Here is a 19047-nt window from a genome sequence, read left to right on the forward strand (position 1 = left end):
GGGGGCGTGGATTATGAATTTTCAGACCCTGCCTTCTCTTGACATGACGGATTTCAGAAAGTTAGGCGACTATATCCATGCTGAATTTGGCATCAAGATGCCTGCTGCCAAGCGGGGTATGGTTGAATCCCGTTTGCGTAAACGCTTAATTGCCCTGAATATACCTTCTTATGACGAATATTGTGCTTACCTGTTCAGTCCCCGGGGACAAAAAGATGAACTTTCTTTTTTTATTAATCAGATCACAACCAATAAAACCGATTTTTTCAGGGAAGGTACACAATTTGTTTTTCTTGAGAAAAAGGTATTGCCTGAACTGCTTTCTTCCGTGCCTACAGGCGGCACCAAAAAACTATCTGTATGGAGTGCTGCCTGTTCCCGGGGGCATGAGCCCTATACCCTGGCCATGGTATTGTCTGAATATGCGGCACAACATAAAAATTTAGACTTCAGTATTCTTGGTACTGACATTTCCACAGGGGTTTTGAAAGTTGCACAAAAAGCGGTGTACGCCCACGAGGAGATTGAACCGGTACCCATGATGCTGAGAAAAAAATATCTTTTGCGAAGCAAGGACCGGAGTAAAAATATGGTCCGGATTGTGCCGCAACTTCGTTCCAAGGTCAGGTTGCTTCGGTTGAATCTGATGAATAAACATTATACCGCCATTGAGCAGATGGATATTATTTTCTGCAGAAATGTAATGATTTATTTTGAAAGGGAAACCCAGAATCAGATTATGTATAAGCTGTTAAATCATTTAAAGCTCGGGGGATATCTTTTCATGGGGCATTCAGAAGTTATCCAGTATGCGCAATTTCCTTTAAAATCAATTCAATCGACGATCTATCAAAAAGTGGGTAATGCTAAAGAGTGATAAAAGAAGAAGGTGAGAATGGGAAAAAAAATTAGGGTGCTGGTCGTGGATGATTCCGCGCTGGTTCGAAGCGCTCTGTCGGAGGTACTCACCTCTGATCCGGAAATTGAGATCATGGCAATGGCCCGGGATCCAATTGCTGCAGCCTTAAAGATCCGCAATGAAGTTCCGGATGTCATTATTTTGGATGTTGAAATGCCACGCATGAACGGGATTACCTTTTTGAAAAAAATTATGTCCCAGCATCCCATTCCTGTTATCATTTGTTCGACCCTTGCTGTCCAGGGGGGACAGATCGCATTATCCGCGTTGGAAAGTGGGGCTGTGGAGGTGATGGAAAAACCCAGCCTGGGCACAAGAATTTTTTTTGAAGAATCGAAAATCAGAATCTGTGACACGGTCAAGGCAGCGGCCATGGTCAAAATTAAGATGTGCAAATATGTGAAACCCATAAAAGTTTCTCCAAAATTGACCGCAGATGCCATTTTACCTGGCCCGTCTATCAAGGCCATGGATAAAACCACGGAAACCGTCATTGCCGTGGGTGCTTCAACCGGTGGAACAGAAGCGTTAAGGGTCCTTTTTGAAAGTTTGCCCCGGGATTCGCCGGGTATGGTTGTGGTCCAGCATATGCCTGCCAATTTTACCAAGGCCTTTGCCGATCGTCTGGATGAAACCTGCCTGGTGTCTGTCAGGGAGGCGAAAAATAACGACACTGTTTTACGGGGCCAGGTGCTTATCGCCCCCGGCAATTATCACATGTTGCTCAAAAGAAGCGCAACCAGGTATTATGTTGAGATCCGGGAAGGCCCGCTGGTCTCCCGTCACCGTCCCTCTGTGGATGTTCTTTTTCGTTCTACTGCCCGATATGCCGGAAGAAACGCTCTGGGCGTCATCTTGACCGGGATGGGTGATGACGGGGCTAAAGGGATGTTGGAAATGAAACAGGCGGGGGCCTATAATATTGCCCAGGATAAGGCCTCCTGTGTGGTCTTTGGTATGCCCAGGGAAGCCATAAAACTGGATGCCGTACACAGCATTCTTCCACTGGATAAAATTGCAGACGCCTTACTTAAAAAGTGTCGGTCCCTTTAAACAGATGCTAAATCGGGTTTCCATTGGCATTGGAGAATATTTTGTCACCAGCCAGGATGTCGTCATCCATACCGTACTCGGTTCATGTGTCGCGGTGTGTCTGTATGATCCGGAGAAAAAAATCGGCGGCATGAACCACATCCTCATGCCGTCCAATCCGGATATTAATAAGTACGATGCCTCTGCCCGCTACGGCATCAATGCCATGGAGTTGTTGATCAATGCCATTATGCGGTTGGGCGGAAACCGTAAAAAAATAGTTGCCAAGACCTTTGGCGGGGCGAATCTGTTGATGGGGGTCTCCCAGGAAACTGCTGTGGGGACAAGGAATGTAGAATTTGTGGTTAATTTTCTTCGGGCGGAAAAAATTAAGATTCTGGCTCGTGATTTTGGCGGTCATGATTCACGTAAAATTTTTTTTCATATTGGCACGGGTGAAGTTTTTTTAAAGCGGGTGCCATCCATGAAATCTCTGGTGGTCGCAGAGCAGATAAAACGGAATCGGATTAAGGAACAGCTGGCTAAGCCGGGGGATATCACGCTTTTTGAATAGCGGGTGATGTTGCCGGCAATATCTGCATACTCGGTTCAGGATGGATTCAGATGAGGGGTCCATTTTTTTAGTGTTGCCAAAAGATCTTCCATCATGAAAGGTTTGGTTAAAAAATCATCCATACCTGCGTCCCGGCATTTGTCCTGGTCATCCGTCATGGCATGGGCGGTGATGGCAATGATTGGGGTATGGATGCCAAGGCTCTCTTCATATTTCCTGATCTCCCGGGTAGCCTGGTACCCGTCCATTTTCGGCATCTGGCAATCCATGAGGACGATGTCCGGTTTTAAAGAAATGAACTTATCCCTGGCATCAATACCCGTAGCTGCTATACTCACCTTGCATCCAAAGGTTTCAAGCATGGCTGAAAAAACATCCTGGTTGGTGATATTGTCTTCGGCCACCAGCACATGAAGATTAATCTTATCCGTTTTTTGCGGCCGGGTCGCATGGTCGGCCAAAGAGACTTCCTTAACGCGTTGTTCTGCTTTTTTCAAAGGAAGAACAAGGGAAAATGTGCTTCCCTGGCCCGGTTTGCTGGTGCAACTGATGGTGCCTCCCATAAGTGATACCAAGTCCGATGAAATGGCAAGGCCAAGTCCGGTGCCTCCGTATTTGCGCGTAAAAGAGGCGTCAGCCTGGGAAAAGGGTGTAAATAAATATTTTTGTTTTTCAGGTGCGATGCCGATACCGGTGTCTTTGATGCAGAGGCTTAAATCAACCCGGGATAGATGGTCGCCAAAATCTTGAAATTCATTCTCCTTTAGCGGGGATGTCGAGACCGTGAGGGTTACGCCGCCTTTTTCTGTAAATTTTATGGCATTGCCCACAAGATTGATCAATATCTGCCGGATCCTTGTGGGATCTCCGACCAAAAAAAGGTGTGTGCCCTTCTGAATATCAACGTTTAGATATAGGTTTTTATCTTTGGCGACAAACATCAGAAGTGTTTCAATGTCCGTTAACAGGTTGTTGAGATTAAAAGCAATGGATTCAATTTCAAGCTTGCCGGCTTCGATTTTGGAGAAATCTAAAATGTCGTTGATGATTGAAAGCAGGGTCTGGGCTGATTTCTGAATATTGATTGCAAATCTTTCCTGTTCACCGGAAAGTTTGGACGAAAGCAGAATTTCCGTCATACCGAGAATACCGTTCATGGGCGTTCTGATTTCATGGCTCATGTTGGCAAGAAACTGGGATTTTACCAGACTGGCTTTTTCTGCTTTTTTTTGGGCCTTTTCCAGGTTCATGACCGTGGATTCAAGTTTTTCCTTGGCCTGGGTCAGGTCCAGAGTTCTTTGTTCGACCCTGGATTCAAGGCTTGCACTGTATGACTTGAGTGCATCGTCCCTGGCCTGGATCTCTTCAATCATCTGGTTAAACTGTTCCACAAGGACACCAAACTCATCATTAGTGCATTTTTTTACCCTGACCTGATAATCTTTTTTCCGGGTCACCTGTCCCATGGAATCAATGACATCAAATAATGGCCGGGTAAAGATGGCCTGCATTTTGGAAGAGAGAATCAGGACCACTGCCAAAGAGATGATGACAATGCCTGCCACAATAAGATAATAAGCAGACAACCTTCTTTTTTGTTGCTGCATATCATCAATCAGATGAATGGCGCCTAAAAAATTGTCTTTAAAATTGACCGGCAGGATCACATGGGCATGGCCGTTTGTAAACCTGCGGAACATTTTCTGGGCAGCAATCATTTCAATGGGGAAGATGCCTGGTTTGCATATCTGTCTGACTTCATGGATCAGCGTGTCAATGGAAATGGCATCCCTTGAGAAATCAGCGTAAATTGCGCCATGGATGTCGTAAATGACTGCGCCGATAATGCCCTGTTTTGCAGACAGCGCCCTGAGATCCTCCAATGCGGCATTCCGGTCATTGAACATCATGGCGACCGAAGCGTTTAACGCTATAAGATCCGACATGGATACAAGTTCATCAACCAGATTGTTTTTGGCATTATAGGTTTCATAGGCCACCATGGAACCGGCCATCATAAAAAGGGCCAGCAATGACGTAAATCCAAGGGTCATGATCAGTTTTATCCTGATGGAAATGACGCTATGGTTTGATTTTTTTGGTGGGCGCATTATTTTTCATCTACGATGACAGCCAGTTTAAGCAGCCTGGAGCTGAATTTGAGCTGGTGTGCCTCGGCCTTTTTAATGTTAACTTCAAAATGGAGATAATCATCTCTGGTGAAGAATTGAATGATTCCGCCGGTCCGGCTGAAATTTTTAACTTCACCAATAGTGAGAACCGGTCTGTCTCCAATACTGTTTAAAATTTGCAGGGTCTGCTCCAAAGGGGTATGCCTGCTGATAAAGACAACCTGACTGTCTGCCAGCATTTTTTTATAATCGTTGCCTTTGGGGTCAGGATACCGGATGGATATGACGCGCCCGGTACTGATTTTTCCGTCAATGGTCTGGAAGCTCTCTTTAAGAAGATCTTCATTGCCGAACACCGATATTTTAAAGGGTTCCATTTCACTGTCAAATGCAGTTTTGGGCCATTGAATAAGTTTGGTGAAATTGTAAACAAAGGCTGCTTTGACCTTATATTCTTCAAGATTTTGTGACTGGAGTGTCCCTATGGCAATACTACATAGCAAAAACTGGCAGATACAGACCGGGATAAATATTTTTATCCCGGTATTTTTTAAACGTTGCATCTGTCTTGTTTTTATTGCCATGGGGAATAGTGCATATCTTTAGAATTTATAGGTCAGTCCGGCATAGGCGCTGCGGGGGACTTCCACAGGATAACTGAATGCTTCCTGGACAAATTCAAGGTGGCTCTCCCGGAGCAGATTCTGCCCGGTCAGGAAAAATTCCAGATCCGGCCGGATCTTCCATCCCAGGCGAAGGTCCAGGGTTGCATAATCGTCAATTTCATAGATGGCAGTATTAGAAAATGCGCAAACTGCGTTTGTTTTGCCCACATATCTAAACCAGGCGTCCAAGGTCAGGTTTTCCGTCAAATCAAACCGACCTCTCAAGGATACCTGATGTTTTGTAAATCCAAAGTCGATTTCATAATCCTGATCATTGTCATAATCATGGTATGTCAGTGAATAAGCCAAGGTCCATTTGATTTGCTTGCTTGTCGCCAGATCCACTGAAATTTCTGTCCCCCAGGAGCGGGTATTTGACATGTTGCTCAGCACAATGTCTTGGATAAGTATTTGGTTCTCGGCGTCAACGTAGGGAGAATTTTGTGGGGTATAAATTCTTAAATTTTGATAATCGTTGAAGAAAAGCGCCAGGTCAATGGAGAGGCTTTGTTGGGGAATAAAGCGGTATCCCGCTTCCCAGGCCCACAGTATTTCGGCTGTTTGATCCTCATTGTTTACGAATCTGCTATACAACGGGCCGTAGGCGGTATCCATTCCGGAGAGGTAGATCACGGCATCGGCCTCGACCCGGGAGGGAATCCGGGTGGCCCGGGAAATGGCGGCCCATAACCTGTGGTGTTCGCTGGGGGCCCACAACAGACTTGTGGATGGCTGAATTTCAAGGCCGGTATAATCATTGTGCTCAAACTTTGAACCAATGGTGAGTTTAATTTTGTCCTCAAGTAAAGATATTTCGTCCTGGATAAAGGTCGAGTACAGAAGCTCAGTTGTACTGACTGGATCCATAAATGCAACCTTTGAGCCTGAATAATCATCAGATGAATGGCGCAGCCTAAGTCCCCAGATGATATCGTTCCCGAATCCCAGCCCGAAGCGGTGCTGAAACTCCACATCAACGTTGTGCCGGTCTTCGTTGAGGATATCCTCGGAACGATGCATGGCATCGTAATACATCTTCGCAGACATTTCCGATGTTCCGGAAAGGATTTTTGTCCATTGGCCCATGATGTTGCCCCCGGACACATCGCTTTTTACCGGAAATTCATCCATGTATGGTGACGTCTGACTGTAAAGATAAAGATCCTGGTGGATATGGCCATCGTAGAGATCCCCCTGGAGGGTGAAATTGTCGGTCAGAGAGAGCTGGCCATCCATGCGGAAGCCGGCCTGATTGATCTGCCAGTCGTCACCTGCATCTTCTCCGGAAAGACGATCAAATTCATCCCTGGCCCTGTGTTTGGCATAAATCCGCCAGAATTTGTCTTTAGCCATGGTACCGCCATATCTTGCTGCCACCATGTTTTTTTCAACTGATCCGGCAGATGCTTGTACAAAACCGCCCTGGGTATCATTGGCCCGCCTGGTGATAATATTGATCACCCCATTGACTGCATTGGATCCCCAGATGGTGGCACCGGGACCGCGGATCACCTCAATACGGTCCACATCCTCAAGAAGCACATCTGTTACTTCCCAATAAACGCCTGAAAAGCTTGGTGTATACACACTGCGCCCATCAACAAGAACTTGAAGACTTGGGGAGAACCGGCTGTTAAATCCCCTGCAGTTTATTGCCCATTTGTTGGCGTCAATGCGTGCCACATTCACGCCGGGAGCCATGCGCAGGGCATCAGGAATACTGGTGACACCGGAACGCCTGATATCCTCCCGGGTGATTACGAAAACCGCGGCCGCACTGTCAGACAGTCGCTGTTTTTTTTTATTCACGGAAGTAACTTTGATCTCCATGAGTTCTTCAATGGAAAATTCAGTCAGATCCTGATCCTGTGCTGCCGGGCCTCTGGTCGGTAAAAAAAATAACAGACACGGAAGAAGCAGCAGCAGAATTATTTTTTTCTGGAAATCGTGTGACACCTGGATCCTTTGTTGGGGATTAGGAAACTTTAACAAAATATACCTGATATTTAATGTTAAATCGCTTTATTGTCAATCAATTCCGGGCGGTTCATCTATGATGACAGCTTTTCAAGAAGGGTTTGGTAAGCGTTGCTCAATTCCACAAACCTGTCGTGGCTGCCGCCAGGATATAGGTGGTTTGTCTCTCTTTTTTTACTTTTGCAAGGTACATGGCTAACCGTGTTCCCCTGGATTTTTATATGCCAGGGTCTCCAGTTTGATCAGGTTGTAAAGTCTTGTTCCAAGACCGATCTCCTGGGCATACGCAAGCTGGTGCTCCCAGTCCACGTGTGGGTAAAGTCCTTTGAACTTGTCCTCCCCCGGGGCCAGGTGGGTGGTCAACACCGAAGATGCAAGGCCCTGGGCCTGGTTGACAAGGTCTGCACTGGCCTGGTCAATGGCTACGGGATCCCGGGATGCCACCACACCGATATCGTTGCAGATGGGGGATTCGGCATAGGGCAGACAGTCACATTTGGGGGAGATATTGGTGATGAAGTTCACAAACAGACATTTGTCAGTTTTATTTTTAAGCACACCGGCGGTATATTCCATCATTTTTTCTAGAAATACGGGGATATCCTGGTTCCAGTTGATGTTGATGGACTGGGTGGGGCAGCGCACAATGCATTCTGCACATCCGATACAAGCCGCTTTATTCATATATGCCTTTTTGTTTTCAATGGTTATGGCCAGCCCCGGGCAGTGCCGGGCACACAAGCCGCAGCCGATGCAGGTTTTTCGTTTGATTTTGGGACTTACATTAGAATGCTGGTCCAGTTTTCCCCGGCGGGATGCACACCCCATTCCCAGATTTTTAAGGGTGCCTCCGAATCCGGCCAGCTCATGTCCCTTGAAATGGGCCAGCGCCACGATAGCGTTGGCATTGATAATTTCAGAGCCGATAAACACTTCCCTGTTGTGTTTGAGATCTACCTGGACCGCTGTCTCGCTTTTTCCGAACAGGCCGTCGGCAATGATCAAGGGGGCGGCATCCATGGATGAATAGGAAAATCCGTTTTCCACAGCGGTTTTGATATGGGACACCGCATCAGACCGGGTTCCCACATAAAGGGTATTGGCATCGGTCAGAAAAGGTGTGGCCTTTGTTTTTCTGATGGCCCGGATAATTTTCCGGATAAGAACAGGTCGGATGTAGGCCGTATTTCCCTGTTCACCGAAATGCACCTTTACGGCGGTCAGATCGTTTTTGTCCAGGACAGCGTGAAGTCCTGCCGTGGTTACCAGGCGCTCCAGCTTGGCGGGCAGGTTTTCCCTTGATGTGGCGGTCATGTCCATGAAAAATACATCAGCACCCATTAAACTTTCCTTTTTGCATTGTTCCGAGTCCCTGTTTTTATAAAATAGAGCATCCGTCATGGAAATTCAATACAGGTAAATGTGTTGACTGCTTTTGGTATCGGTTTTGCTTAAGCTTTCTAAGCGTACTTGTCCCAGTCGGGATTTGACTTGATTGTTCCGGCATGATAAAAAACTTTCACCTATGTAAACGGTAACACTATGTCCATAACACCAGCTATCTCAAAAAAACTTTTTATTTTCCTCTTTTTTTTCATATTTATATTTTATGGAACAGTATATGGCTTGTTTATAAAAGTTCGGGAAATGTCCGATACCTCTGCCCGGATTGTCGGCATCAGCAACCGGATTGCGGTATTGTCCAATGATCTTAAAAACAGCCTTCTTGATATGGACGTAAATATCAAGAAGTTGAAACTGTTGAAAAAAGATGTTTATTTTGACTATTTTGGAACAGCCCGGGGCAATTATCAAAAGGTGCTTGTCGAGATCATTGACCTGGACAGAAGGCGGGGAACACCTGCAGGATACTGGTGTAATATTGACCGGACCTTTGGTGGCTATATTCATGCGGATGTATCCAAGGGACAATCCGTGAATGAGGGTTATACCTGGATTGCTGACGATGTGATGGACCAGTGGATGACCAGCATTGCAGCGGCCAGAAAGGACAATGAAGACAGAATTGAGCAGGCGCTGATCCTGATCAACCGTTTAAGTCGCCAGGTGATGAGAAATTGCATGATCGGGTTCGGTATTTCAATATTGGTGGGCATTATGGGCGTCTGGTTTATTTCCAGGTCCATCATTGTTCCCTTGAATAAATTGAAATCCGGGCTTAAACGGGTTTCTGATGATAATTACACCTATGAGATGGATATTGCCTCCAAAGACGAATTCGGGGAACTGGCTGCTGCGTTCAATGATATGAACCGTCAGCTTAAAGCAGATGACGAGATCCGTTCTGATTTCATTGCCACCTTAAGCCATGAAATCAGAAGCCCCTTGTCTTCCATCCGTGAATCTGTGAATATGCTGACCGAAGAGGTTCTTGGGCCGGTAAACGATAAACAGAAAAAATTTTTAACCATTGCCGCTAATGAAATTGCCAGGATTACAAGCCTTTTAAACCACCTGCTGGATACGTCCATTCTGGTTTCCGGGATTAATAAAAGACAGGTTGCGCCCTTTGATCCCAACCAACTTGTGCAATCGGCTATTTTGAGTATTACGCCCGGGGCCAAGGCCCGGGGGATACGTACGGAATTTAAGCCCCTTGAACAGGCGCCCATGGTTAAAGGCAATGACAAGGAAATAATGCAGGTGATAATAAATATTTTGGATAATGCGCTTAAATTTTCACCGAACAACAGCCGGGTGGATGTCCGTTTGACCCGGGGGCCTGGAAAACATTTTCTGACATGCAATATCAGTGATGAAGGACCGGGTATTCCCGAAGATAAACAAAGTTTGATTTTTAAAAAATATTACCGGGCCAGGGAGGTACGCAAGCACATGGACGGGGTAGGACTGGGTTTGAATATTGCCCGGCGGATCGTCCAGGAAAATGGCGGAGAAATTTTTGTGGAGAATAAACCGGATAAAGGGTGTACTTTTTCCTTTACGTTGCCGGTAGTTTAATAGATCAATTTTAAGGAATTTTATGCGGTTTTCATGGATATATGATGGCTTGAATTTGCCCATGGGAGGGGAATTCAAGCGTTTTGTTCTTTTTTTCAGAGTCCTGGTTTTTATCGGGTGTACAGGGGGAATTGTCAACGGGTGTACAGGGGGAATTGTCAACGGGTGTACCATAATACCTGTCTGCAATATCGTCTGCCGGGATGCCATGGTAAAACAGGGCCAGGAGGCATATTTAAATGAAGAGTATGCCCTTGCCCGTCAGATTTTTTCACAGCTTGCTTTAAGGAAGGATGATGTACAGCTTCAGGCGGTCGGCCTTTATGGAAATGCTTGTCTTGACATGATTCTTGCAGAAAATGCCCCGGCCTTTAGAACGGCTGTGGAGCAGCTTCTACGGTTACCGTCACAATTGCCTTACCGGAGTTTAACAGACCCAAGCCAGGAGCCCGACGACGGCGAAACCCGGTGCAATACATGGTGCAGAATACCCCCCGAGATGATAGAGAAAGCCCTGGACCACGGCATGATTTTACTTGAATCCGAACGGTCGGGTATGCTGGAAAATCTTAATGTCCTTTATTCCAGAGAGCAAGTCTATAAAAAAGAGCGTCTTAGCATGCAGAAAAAGATTGATTCTACAGGACTTAAAATAACTGTCTTGGAAAAACAAAACCGGCACCAGGAGGCTCGGATTAGAGATCTTTTGCACCAGATAAACGTGCTTGAGAAAATTGATAAGGAACGGCAGGAACAAAGGGAAAATCAATGACGGCGGCACATAAAATACTCATTGTTGATGATGACCCCAGTATTCTAGAGGTTTTGGACGCAAGGCTGTCCGCATCCAACTTTAAGGTGTTGAAGGCAAAGGATGCGGCAGGGGCCGAACAAATACTTAGGGAGCACAAAGGCATAGATCTGTTGGTGTCGGATATAAAAATGCCGGGAAAAAGCGGAATTGAGTTGTTTACCGATATCCGTAAGTTCCTGCCGAATCTGCCTGTGATTTTTTTGACTGCTTACGGCACCATACCGGATGCTGTGGATGCTATGAAGCTGGGCGCAGCCGATTATATTTCCAAGCCTTTTGACGGCCTGGAGCTGATTAAGAAAATCAATACCATGATGGCCCTTCGCGGTACAGGTGTCGGCGCAGGACCTATGCCCCTGGTTGAATCCGGGTTTTACTGGGGAAAATCCGCTGCCATGAAGCATCTTTATACCATGGTGAAAAAGGTGGCTGTCACCCAGGTTAACGTGCTCATTCTCGGGGAAAGCGGGGTGGGCAAGGAATGTATTGCCGGATGTATCCATAGAAACAGTCCCAGACAAACACAGCCCTACATGGTTGTGGACTGTGGCTCGACGCCCGCAGGCATCCTTGAAAGTGAATTGTTCGGCCATCTGAAAGGCTCGTTTACCCATGCAGTAAAGGATAAGATCGGGCTTATGCAGGCTGCGGACTCCGGTACGCTTTTCCTGGATGAGATCGGCAATATTTCCCATGATATGCAGTGCCGTCTGTTAAGATTCCTGGAGGATAAAAAAATTCGCCAGGTGGGCGCGGTAAAAGAGATCTCTGTGGACTGCCGGGTGATTGCAGCAACCAACGCTGATCTTTCCCAGGCCATTGAAGAGGGAAACTTCCGCCAGGACCTGTACTACCGGCTCAAAGGAATCACCCTGACAATTCCGCCTTTGCGGGAGCGAAAAGAAGATATTTATCCCTTGGCCAGTTTTTTTGCTGACCGCTATGCCCAGACACAAGGTATTGAGCGTTTGCGTATTTCCGATGCCGCTATCAAAGTGTTGGAAGAACATTCCTGGCCGGGCAATATCCGGGAATTGAAAAATACCATTGAGGCAGGGGCTGTTTTGTGCCAAAATCAGACTATTGAACCATGGGACCTTCAGATTGAAACCATCCGGGAAAATGCGGTGATGACCTCTGACCTGCTCGATTCCCAGGCGTTTTCCATTGAACAGAGTGAAAAGGATACCATCATAAGAGCCCTGAAAAAGTCAAGGGGCGTTCAAAAAGATGCGGCTGATCTTCTGGGCATCAGCAAACGAGCCATCCATTACAAGGTCAGAAAGTACGACATTGACCCCACAGCATATAAATAAAATATAAAGGCGGCATGGTTACCAAATATTCTTCTTTGCAACAATGGGTTTCAAGGCAGTTGTTGATGCCGGGCGCAGTTTTCGTAACTTTCAATAAATTTTTGGTAACCGGATAGCTGCTTTGGCGTGGGGATTTAGCCTGTTTCTGTTCCTCTTAACAAGGGAACGGGCTGGCACACAAGCTGCTTTACATCTCGATTAAAGCACAATTAAATTCGAAAATATGAAAATAGAAATCATGTGTTTTGCAAAGAAAAGTCTGAAAAAGGAGGCGATTGATCAGTGAAAATGGAACAGGACGACAATATGTATTTCAGTGCGGAGTTTCAACTGGATAACCCGGGGATTTTCTATCAGTTCAAATTAAGAAAAAATGAATCAGAGCAATTTTTTGCCTTGGTAACAAAGGAATCAAGGGCGTTGAAGAGCCTTAAAAGCGGAGATCTTGTTCCCATGATTTTCCATTACCAGGACAAGACCATTCCAGCAGTTCGTAAACCTACCCGCATCAAATATATTCTCGACGGTACGCCAATCGGATTTAAAGATCATTTTATGATCGGCCTGGACATTGAAAAGGTTGGAGAGTAATTGATTTTTGTTGATATCCATTCGCAGCTTTTCCAGTTTGTTCACCCAGAGTAAGACAGTGTCGGCAGATTGAAAAAGCGTAAAGAAAGGGCTGTAGGCGGCATCTCTACAACCAGATAATTCCATCCCGGCATGACAGGGCCTGAAATGGCTGTAACGGCGGCGCCGGTGAAAAGGATCGCATGCCATTTTTCGGGCAACGGCAGTCTCTTAATTATGTAGCCTCCCTTAATGCAAAACCTCTGGACAGACACGAATAAAATATCTGCCTGGTGCGATTTTCCACCATCTTTGTTGACGTGACTATACGCCAATGATATGGGAGGGACAACTATTTTGTTTAAGTTTAATTAGTTGGTTGAAACAATGACATGTATTGCGAAACTTAATAACAGTTTTAATACGCTTGAGCGTATTTACGCCCTGTTTGACAGGGCTATGGCTGCGTTCCCCGTTGCCTGCGCAAAACAGTGTGCAGACTGCTGTACCTGTAATGTTACCGCCACAGGTCTTGAAATTGCCTATATCCAAAACCGGCTGGATAGCAACGCGCTGGATGATATCCGTGTCCGGCTGAACCGTGCCGGGCAACCCCGACGGTTTCGGCCTTTTCAGACCACCAATGAATTTGCCCTGGCCTGCATGGAGGGCCGTGATGCAGATGAGGAGGAGAATGATCCGTCCTGGGGAACCTGCCCTTTGCTTGAAAATGGGATTTGCACCATCTATCCTGTCCGGCCCCTGGGCTGTCGGGTGATGATCTCCACTACCCCTTGCGGTCAGACAGGTCAGGCTGATATGCCTTTTTTTGCATTAACCATAACAACGGTTTTTATGCAGTTTGTGGAACACCTGGATGCAGGTGGCATATACGGCAGTTTTCTTGATCTGCTGGAACATGCAGAAAAAAATGTCTTGGATTCTAAAGGATCTCCAGGAAAAGTCAAAATCTGCGGAACGACCCGGAATTTAAAGATCCCTGCGCTTATGATTCCGCCTGAACATCTTGCCCGGACCCAAGGTCTTGTACAGAATCTGAGGGCAATCATTCGAGAAAATGACAGCGCCTCAACTTGACGTCGCCCTTCAGAATGGGTTAAATGCATGCCTGCATTTAAAATATACAGCAGCAACTTAATTATATAATAAGGAACAACCATGACGAAAAACGTGGTAGAAAGAATTGACGATCTGGTAAAAATAAAGACCATTCTGATCAGCGTATCCGATAAAAGCGGGCTTGGGACATTTATTCCCGGTCTGCTTGAAATCAATCCGGATATCATCATTTTATCCACCGGCGGAACCTATTCCAGAATAAAAGAGATTCTCGGACCTTATTCAGACCGCAACCTTAAACAGGTCTCTGATTATACCGGCCAGGCCGAAACCCAGGGAGGGCTGGTTAAGACACTTGATTTTAAAATTTATTTGGGCCTTTTGACTGAAACATATAATTCTGACCACCAGGATGATTTGAGAAGAACCCATGCTCTGCCCATTGATATGGTTGTGGTCAATCTCTATCCATTTGTCCAGACCATTGCCAGGGAAAATGTCTCCGTTGAAAATGCCCGGGGCAATATTGATATTGGCGGGCCGACCATGATCCGGGCCGCTGCTAAAAATTTCATCCGGGTCGCTTCGGTGGTGGATCCCAAATCCTATGAGGGTATTTTGGCAGCCCTTAAAACAAAGGACGGGGCTTTGGGGCTAAAAGAGCGGTATTCACTTGCATCAAAGGCCTTTGAGCATACCGCCCAGTACGATCGGGCCATAGCTGATTATCTGGCCGGGCTTTCAAAAAAAGACGTCGAATCGTGTTATAAAACAGGGGAGTAGATATGAGCACAGATCTTAAAAAGATGTACAAAACCATAATGGATGACCATTTTACGCCGGCCATGGAAATTTCTTTTGTGAATGGCGATAGCCGGCAGACCCTGTTTTATGAAAAGGTTTCCTGGATTATTGACGGGGTGCAAAAGGGCCTTCGTTACGGGGAAAACCCCGGCCAGGAAGCCGCATTATACCGGCTGGTTAATGGAAATCTGGCCCTTGGGGATGCCAAAACCATCGTGCCGGGCAAATATCTTGTGTCTGATATTGAACTGCTGCAGTCCGGCAAACACCCGGGCAAAACCAATCTCACCGATGCAGATAACGCCCTGAATATCCTGAGATATTTTACGGATACCCCCTGTGCCGTCATTGTCAAGCACAACAACCCCTGCGGGGCTGCCCGGGCGAACAGCCTGCAACAGGCCTATGCCAAGGCCTATATGGCAGATCGTGTGGCGGCATTTGGCGGCTGCATTGCCCTGAACAAGGCAGTGGACAAGGCAACCGCCGAAGGCATTGCCGATCAATATGCTGAAGTGGTGGTGGCCCCGGAGTTTGAGGACGGGGTCATTGAGATTTTGGGACGGCGAAAAAATCTGCGCGTGATCCGGATCAACGCCATGGACAAACTGCACTCCTTTATCGGTGAGCGGGTGGTGGATTTCAAAAGTCTTATGGACGGCGGCATTGTTGCCCAGTGGTCCTTTGTGCCCAAAACACTTAAAAAAGAAGATCTTTTCATTGCTTCGACAGAATATAAGGGAACAACGTATAAAGTAGACCGGGTACCTACGGACCAGGAATACGAGGATATGCTTTTTGGCTGGCTGGTGGAGTCCGGTATTACGTCCAACTCCGTAATATATGTCAAGGATAATTGCACCGTGGGCATCGGCACCGGTGAACAGGACCGGGTCGGGGTTGCGGAAATCGCCGTGGACAAGGCCTATCGCAAATTGTGTGACCGGTACTGCTTTGAACGGTACAATACCTCCTTTGCCGACATGACGGATGAAGATAAAAAAGCCGAGATTGAAGCGGATGTAGCAGAACAAAAGGGCGGGCTTATCGGTTCTTCCATGATTTCAGATGCTTTTTTCCCGTTCAGGGACGGCATTGATGTGGGGTTAAGGCAGGGGGTAAAAGCCGTTATCCAGCCAGGTGGTTCAATGAACGATTACCAGTCTATTGAAGCCTGCAATGAATACAGGGCCAGCATGGTATATACAGGCCAGCGCAGTTTTAAGCATTAGAAGAGATGCAATGTCATACTTGTTGATGATTCCCATGACTTTTCGATTGTCAGCCATCATTTTAGCCTGACCGCCCATCTCAAAGGATACACCGGCAGGCTTTTGGATTTGGGTAACAGCCATTTCGGCCGGGATCACGGCCTCACCGACACTGATTTCATGGGAGTCTGCCGGGACGATGATCTGTTTGGCCTGGTCTTCACGGATGATTTCCACGGGACCGGTGGAACGTTCAATCCGGGCAACATCCTTGACATAAACCGGTTGGTCGGAATTGCTTTTGATAATCATGTTTTCAAGTTCAAATTTGCTCTTCAAAGATTCCGACCGAACCATCACACGGATATCGTAGTAATCACCCCCATTCTCTATACCGGGTTGCCACGCTTCCCTGGACCAGTCCGCGCGTCTCTTTAAGCCTGGCAGCCGTTTCCCGGGCGAACTCGAAAATCGGATGAATACGTGCCCCTTTAATTTTGATTTCAACCTCCTGGTCTCCAACATTCCGGATACCTTTGAGCTTCATCTGCATCACCGAAATTTTGGCACCAGGGATCTGAGCTTTATCTACCATGGGTTTTATTTTTTTGTCCATTGCTTGACAACTGGAGCATGAATTTATATATTCCAATTTAACGATTTATTGGAGCAGGCCGGTTATGGCGGAATGGATAGTCGCCCCTGGTCATCAATCGGAAAGTGAAATCCACCGGATCTGTTCCAGCGGAAACAAAATTAAACGAAGAGTGGATACTTGAAGGCCGCAGCTGAGCTTAAAACATAGCCCGATATATAGATGGGGTACATTTATGAAAACATTTATTAAAGTCATGAAAGCATTATCCGATCCCAACAGGGTCAAAATGATGAAAATGCTTCAGAATCGTTCCTTGTGTGTCTGTGAAATACAACAGTTACTGGGGGTTGCCCAGTCTACCACGAGCAAACATTTGAAAATTCTTGAGGATGCAGACCTGGTTAAAAGCTTCAAGGATGGACTGTGGGTGAATTACGCTTTATCGGACGGCAGCGACTCTCCATTTGCCGCCAGCATGATCGATAATCTGAAACACTGGCTTGATAGTGATAGCCAGATTAAAGAACTGACTAAGCTTCTTCCGGATATAGACCGGTATGATATTGTTGATAAAGAGTCAAAAAATTAAGCAAGTACCTATTATGTAAAAAGATAAGGAGTTAAACATGGAAATCAAAGTATTGGGACCTGGATGCGCCAAATGCATTAAAACCGAAAAATTAGTGCAGGAAGTGCTGAAAGAAACTGGTGTGGACGCTCACGTTGAAAAAGTCTCTGATATGATGCAGATCGCTTCTTACGGCGTCTTTGGAACCCCTTCCGTCATTGTGGACGGCGAGGTAAAATGTACCGGAAAAGTACCCAAAAAAGAAGATATCAAAGCCTGGGTTACCAAATAGTTTCAAAGGAGATATCCAATGAAAGAACGTACCAAGCTGCTATTGATCGCAGGGGTTTTTATGGCCGCCTACTATGTGCCCTGGAGCCATCCTGTGATCCGTCAGTCCGGTCTGGAAGCTTTTATGATGCTTCAGGAATATGCCCGGGAACATGTTCTTACCTGTTTGATTCCCGCTTTCTTCATTGCGGGTGCCATTTCCGTGTTCGTCTCCCAAGCCTCGGTGCTCAAATACTTCGGGGCTCAGGCCGGCAAGCTGTTGTCCTATTCTGTAGCCTCGATATCCGGCACCATCCTGGCTGTCTGTTCCTGTACGGTACTCCCGCTGTTTGCGGGAATCTACACACGAGGGGCGGGGATCGGACCGGCCACGGCCTTTCTATATTCCGGGCCTGCCATCAATGTGCTCGCCATCACTCTGACCGCCAAGATCCTCGGCTGGCAGCTCGGCCTTGCCAGGGCTGTTGGCGCAGTGATTTTTGCCGTGGTGACCGGTCTGCTCATGGCCCTGATTTTTCATAAAGACGATGCCTCACGCACGGTCGGTAAAATTTATCTGCCGGACGAGGATGCCAAAGAAAGAACCCTTTTGCAAGACAGTCTATACCTTCTGACGATGGTGTTGATTTTGGTTTTTGCCGCCTTTGCCAAACCGGCTTCCGGATCGACCGGGCTTTGGCCCGCAATCTTTGCCGCCAAGTGGTACATCACCATTGCCCTGCTGATTATCCTCGGATTAATGCTCAAGGCCTGGTTCACCAAAGATGAGTGCAAAAGCTGGTTGGAATCGACCTGGGTCTTCATGAAACAGATTTTCCCTCTGCTTTTCGGGGGGGTTATCGTGGCTGGTTTTCTGCTGGGCCGTCCGGGTCATCCGGCGCTAATCCCGGAACAATGGATTTCATCCCTTTTGGGCGGCAATTCCATCTGGGCCAATCTGCTGGCCTCCGTGGCCGGAGCCTTGATGTATTTCGCTACCCTGACCGAAGTGCCCATCCTGCAGGGACTTTTAGGCGCCGGCATGGGCAAGGGGCCTGCCCTGGCACTTCTGCTGGCAGGTCCGGCCCTGTCGTTACCCAACATGCTGGTGATCGGCAGCATCATGGGCGTAAAAAAGACGGCCACGTTTTGTACCATCATCGTGATCCTGTCCACCATAGCCGGGGTGGTGTACGGAGCCTTTTTCGGGTAGATGACTTCTCATGGTGGCAAATAACTATCTAAAAAATATGAACATTTAAACAATTTAGATTATACTTGCAAAATGATGGCCCCGATTATGGAAAAACTTGAAAAAGCGTATGAAGGCAAAGCACATATTGTTTTCATAGATGTATGGGAAAATCGGGACCAGGCCCCCCAGGTTCGGCATAAGGGCCATCCCCACCCAGATCTTTTTTAACGAAAACGGTGAAGAAGTCTGGCGGCACGAAGGATTTCTGGACGAAAAAGCCATTGTTGATCGCCTGACAGAAATGGAGGTAGAACAACCTGAGTTTGGAAATAAGGAATAA

The 19047-nt window shown here is 46.8% G+C and carries 20 protein-coding genes and 1 pseudogene; 15 read left to right on the forward strand and 6 right to left on the reverse strand.

Going from position 1 to position 19047, the window contains the following annotated elements; genetic code table 11:
- The first annotated feature begins 13 nt into the window (after nucleotides 1-13).
- The 3 genes from DESPODRAFT_RS09720 to DESPODRAFT_RS09730 are packed head-to-tail and all read left to right on the forward strand — an operon-like array spanning nucleotide 14 to nucleotide 2525.
- Entirely contained in the window at nucleotides 14-877 is an 864-nt protein-coding gene (locus DESPODRAFT_RS09720; protein ID WP_004073233.1) for a CheR family methyltransferase, read from the forward strand.
- 18 nt (nucleotides 878-895) lie between these two features.
- On the forward strand, nucleotides 896-1972 hold the full coding sequence (locus DESPODRAFT_RS09725; RefSeq protein ID WP_004073236.1) for a protein-glutamate methylesterase/protein-glutamine glutaminase: 1077 nt from the start codon (nucleotides 896-898) through the stop codon (nucleotides 1970-1972).
- Between the two features lie 4 nt (nucleotides 1973-1976).
- Nucleotides 1977-2525 (forward strand): chemotaxis protein CheD, encoded by a 549-nt coding sequence (locus tag DESPODRAFT_RS09730; RefSeq protein ID WP_245531885.1) that lies wholly within the window; start codon nucleotides 1977-1979, stop codon nucleotides 2523-2525.
- 35 nt (nucleotides 2526-2560) lie between these two features.
- Here the strand turns inward: DESPODRAFT_RS09730 and DESPODRAFT_RS09735 are convergent, their stop codons facing one another.
- The 4 genes from DESPODRAFT_RS09735 to DESPODRAFT_RS09750 form a co-directional block, all read right to left on the reverse strand.
- Nucleotides 2561-4636 (reverse strand): ATP-binding protein, encoded by a 2076-nt coding sequence (locus DESPODRAFT_RS09735; protein WP_040015928.1) that lies wholly within the window; start codon nucleotides 4634-4636, stop codon nucleotides 2561-2563.
- Entirely contained in the window at nucleotides 4636-5241 is a 606-nt protein-coding gene (locus tag DESPODRAFT_RS09740) for a YfiR family protein (protein ID WP_004073241.1), read from the reverse strand. Before DESPODRAFT_RS09740 ends, DESPODRAFT_RS09735 begins: the two co-directional genes overlap by 1 nt.
- An 18-nt stretch (nucleotides 5242-5259) precedes the next feature.
- On the reverse strand, nucleotides 5260-7278 hold the full coding sequence (locus DESPODRAFT_RS09745; RefSeq protein WP_004073242.1) for a TonB-dependent receptor plug domain-containing protein: 2019 nt from the start codon (nucleotides 7276-7278) through the stop codon (nucleotides 5260-5262).
- 216 nt (nucleotides 7279-7494) lie between these two features.
- Nucleotides 7495-8640: a DUF362 domain-containing protein gene (locus tag DESPODRAFT_RS09750; protein ID WP_004073244.1), complete on the reverse strand. Its 1146-nt coding sequence runs from the start codon at nucleotides 8638-8640 to the stop codon at nucleotides 7495-7497.
- A gap of 285 nt (nucleotides 8641-8925) precedes the next feature.
- On the opposite strand from DESPODRAFT_RS09750, the gene DESPODRAFT_RS09755 reads away from it, so the two are divergent.
- The 7 genes from DESPODRAFT_RS09755 to DESPODRAFT_RS09785 all read left to right on the forward strand — a co-directional run bounded on the left by DESPODRAFT_RS09755 (nucleotide 8926) and on the right by DESPODRAFT_RS09785 (nucleotide 16097).
- Nucleotides 8926-10281: a HAMP domain-containing sensor histidine kinase gene (locus tag DESPODRAFT_RS09755; protein WP_004073247.1), complete on the forward strand. Its 1356-nt coding sequence runs from the start codon at nucleotides 8926-8928 to the stop codon at nucleotides 10279-10281.
- A 22-nt stretch (nucleotides 10282-10303) separates the two neighbouring features.
- A complete protein-coding gene (locus DESPODRAFT_RS09760) occupies nucleotides 10304-11053 on the forward strand; it encodes a hypothetical protein (RefSeq protein WP_004073249.1) in 750 nt (249 codons plus the stop codon).
- On the forward strand, nucleotides 11050-12411 hold the full coding sequence (locus tag DESPODRAFT_RS09765) for a sigma-54-dependent transcriptional regulator (protein WP_004073251.1): 1362 nt from the start codon (nucleotides 11050-11052) through the stop codon (nucleotides 12409-12411). The genes DESPODRAFT_RS09760 and DESPODRAFT_RS09765 overlap by 4 nt, the downstream gene beginning before the upstream one ends.
- A gap of 288 nt (nucleotides 12412-12699) precedes the next feature.
- On the forward strand, nucleotides 12700-13002 hold the full coding sequence (locus DESPODRAFT_RS09770; protein WP_040016300.1) for a hypothetical protein: 303 nt from the start codon (nucleotides 12700-12702) through the stop codon (nucleotides 13000-13002).
- Nucleotides 13003-13368: 366 nt separating this feature from the next.
- A complete protein-coding gene (locus DESPODRAFT_RS09775) occupies nucleotides 13369-14079 on the forward strand; it encodes a YkgJ family cysteine cluster protein (protein WP_004073254.1) in 711 nt (236 codons plus the stop codon).
- A gap of 81 nt (nucleotides 14080-14160) precedes the next feature.
- Nucleotides 14161-14844 (forward strand): AICAR transformylase/IMP cyclohydrolase PurH, encoded by a 684-nt coding sequence (locus DESPODRAFT_RS09780; protein ID WP_004073255.1) that lies wholly within the window; start codon nucleotides 14161-14163, stop codon nucleotides 14842-14844.
- Between the two features lie 2 nt (nucleotides 14845-14846).
- On the forward strand, nucleotides 14847-16097 hold the full coding sequence (locus tag DESPODRAFT_RS09785; protein ID WP_004073257.1) for an AICAR transformylase/IMP cyclohydrolase PurH: 1251 nt from the start codon (nucleotides 14847-14849) through the stop codon (nucleotides 16095-16097).
- Here DESPODRAFT_RS09785 and DESPODRAFT_RS20000 read toward each other — a convergent pair.
- Nucleotides 16011-16415, reverse strand: coding sequence for an efflux RND transporter permease subunit (locus DESPODRAFT_RS20000; protein WP_245531886.1), 405 nt, complete (start codon nucleotides 16413-16415; stop codon nucleotides 16011-16013). The two genes, DESPODRAFT_RS09785 and DESPODRAFT_RS20000, sit on opposite strands and share 87 nt — an antisense overlap.
- Before the next feature lie 37 nt (nucleotides 16416-16452).
- Nucleotides 16453-16671: a hypothetical protein gene (locus DESPODRAFT_RS20330; RefSeq protein WP_172635725.1), complete on the reverse strand. Its 219-nt coding sequence runs from the start codon at nucleotides 16669-16671 to the stop codon at nucleotides 16453-16455.
- Nucleotides 16672-16906: 235 nt separating this feature from the next.
- On the opposite strand from DESPODRAFT_RS20330, the gene DESPODRAFT_RS09795 reads away from it, so the two are divergent.
- From DESPODRAFT_RS09795 to DESPODRAFT_RS09810, 5 genes and pseudogenes are all read left to right on the forward strand, one after another.
- Nucleotides 16907-17263, forward strand: a complete 357-nt coding sequence (locus tag DESPODRAFT_RS09795; RefSeq protein ID WP_004073259.1) for an ArsR/SmtB family transcription factor — start codon at nucleotides 16907-16909, stop codon at nucleotides 17261-17263.
- 37 nt (nucleotides 17264-17300) lie between these two features.
- Complete coding sequence (locus tag DESPODRAFT_RS09800) at nucleotides 17301-17534, forward strand: thioredoxin family protein (RefSeq protein ID WP_004073260.1); 234 nt, start codon at nucleotides 17301-17303, stop codon at nucleotides 17532-17534.
- Nucleotides 17535-17552: 18 nt separating this feature from the next.
- Complete coding sequence (locus tag DESPODRAFT_RS09805; RefSeq protein ID WP_004073261.1) at nucleotides 17553-18725, forward strand: permease; 1173 nt, start codon at nucleotides 17553-17555, stop codon at nucleotides 18723-18725.
- Between the two features lie 87 nt (nucleotides 18726-18812).
- Nucleotides 18813-18860: pseudogene (locus DESPODRAFT_RS21060) on the forward strand (hypothetical protein); the annotation flags it as partial.
- 4 nt (nucleotides 18861-18864) lie between these two features.
- Nucleotides 18865-19047, forward strand: a complete 183-nt coding sequence (locus DESPODRAFT_RS09810) for a thioredoxin family protein (protein ID WP_052314688.1) — start codon at nucleotides 18865-18867, stop codon at nucleotides 19045-19047.

This window comes from Desulfobacter postgatei 2ac9 (genome assembly GCF_000233695.2).
Lineage (GTDB): Bacteria > Desulfobacterota > Desulfobacteria > Desulfobacterales > Desulfobacteraceae > Desulfobacter > Desulfobacter postgatei.

Coding starts and splice junctions, on each gene's coding strand:
- DESPODRAFT_RS09720 (WP_004073233.1), top strand. CDS start 14: ATGAATTTTCAGACCCTGCCTTCTCTTGACATGACGGATTTCAGAAAG.
- DESPODRAFT_RS09725 (WP_004073236.1), top strand. CDS start 896: ATGGGAAAAAAAATTAGGGTGCTGGTCGTGGATGATTCCGCGCTGGTT.
- DESPODRAFT_RS09730 (WP_245531885.1), top strand. CDS start 1,977: ATGCTAAATCGGGTTTCCATTGGCATTGGAGAATATTTTGTCACCAGC.
- DESPODRAFT_RS09735 (WP_040015928.1), bottom strand. CDS start 4,636: ATGCGCCCACCAAAAAAATCAAACCATAGCGTCATTTCCATCAGGATA.
- DESPODRAFT_RS09740 (WP_004073241.1), bottom strand. CDS start 5,241: ATGGCAATAAAAACAAGACAGATGCAACGTTTAAAAAATACCGGGATA.
- DESPODRAFT_RS09750 (WP_004073244.1), bottom strand. CDS start 8,640: ATGGGTGCTGATGTATTTTTCATGGACATGACCGCCACATCAAGGGAA.
- DESPODRAFT_RS09760 (WP_004073249.1), top strand. CDS start 10,304: ATGCGGTTTTCATGGATATATGATGGCTTGAATTTGCCCATGGGAGGG.
- DESPODRAFT_RS09765 (WP_004073251.1), top strand. CDS start 11,050: ATGACGGCGGCACATAAAATACTCATTGTTGATGATGACCCCAGTATT.
- DESPODRAFT_RS09770 (WP_040016300.1), top strand. CDS start 12,700: ATGGAACAGGACGACAATATGTATTTCAGTGCGGAGTTTCAACTGGAT.
- DESPODRAFT_RS09775 (WP_004073254.1), top strand. CDS start 13,369: ATGACATGTATTGCGAAACTTAATAACAGTTTTAATACGCTTGAGCGT.
- DESPODRAFT_RS09780 (WP_004073255.1), top strand. CDS start 14,161: ATGACGAAAAACGTGGTAGAAAGAATTGACGATCTGGTAAAAATAAAG.
- DESPODRAFT_RS09785 (WP_004073257.1), top strand. CDS start 14,847: ATGAGCACAGATCTTAAAAAGATGTACAAAACCATAATGGATGACCAT.
- DESPODRAFT_RS20330 (WP_172635725.1), bottom strand. CDS start 16,671: ATGGTAGATAAAGCTCAGATCCCTGGTGCCAAAATTTCGGTGATGCAG.
- DESPODRAFT_RS09795 (WP_004073259.1), top strand. CDS start 16,907: ATGAAAACATTTATTAAAGTCATGAAAGCATTATCCGATCCCAACAGG.
- DESPODRAFT_RS09800 (WP_004073260.1), top strand. CDS start 17,301: ATGGAAATCAAAGTATTGGGACCTGGATGCGCCAAATGCATTAAAACC.
- DESPODRAFT_RS09805 (WP_004073261.1), top strand. CDS start 17,553: ATGAAAGAACGTACCAAGCTGCTATTGATCGCAGGGGTTTTTATGGCC.
- DESPODRAFT_RS09810 (WP_052314688.1), top strand. CDS start 18,865: ATGTATGGGAAAATCGGGACCAGGCCCCCCAGGTTCGGCATAAGGGCC.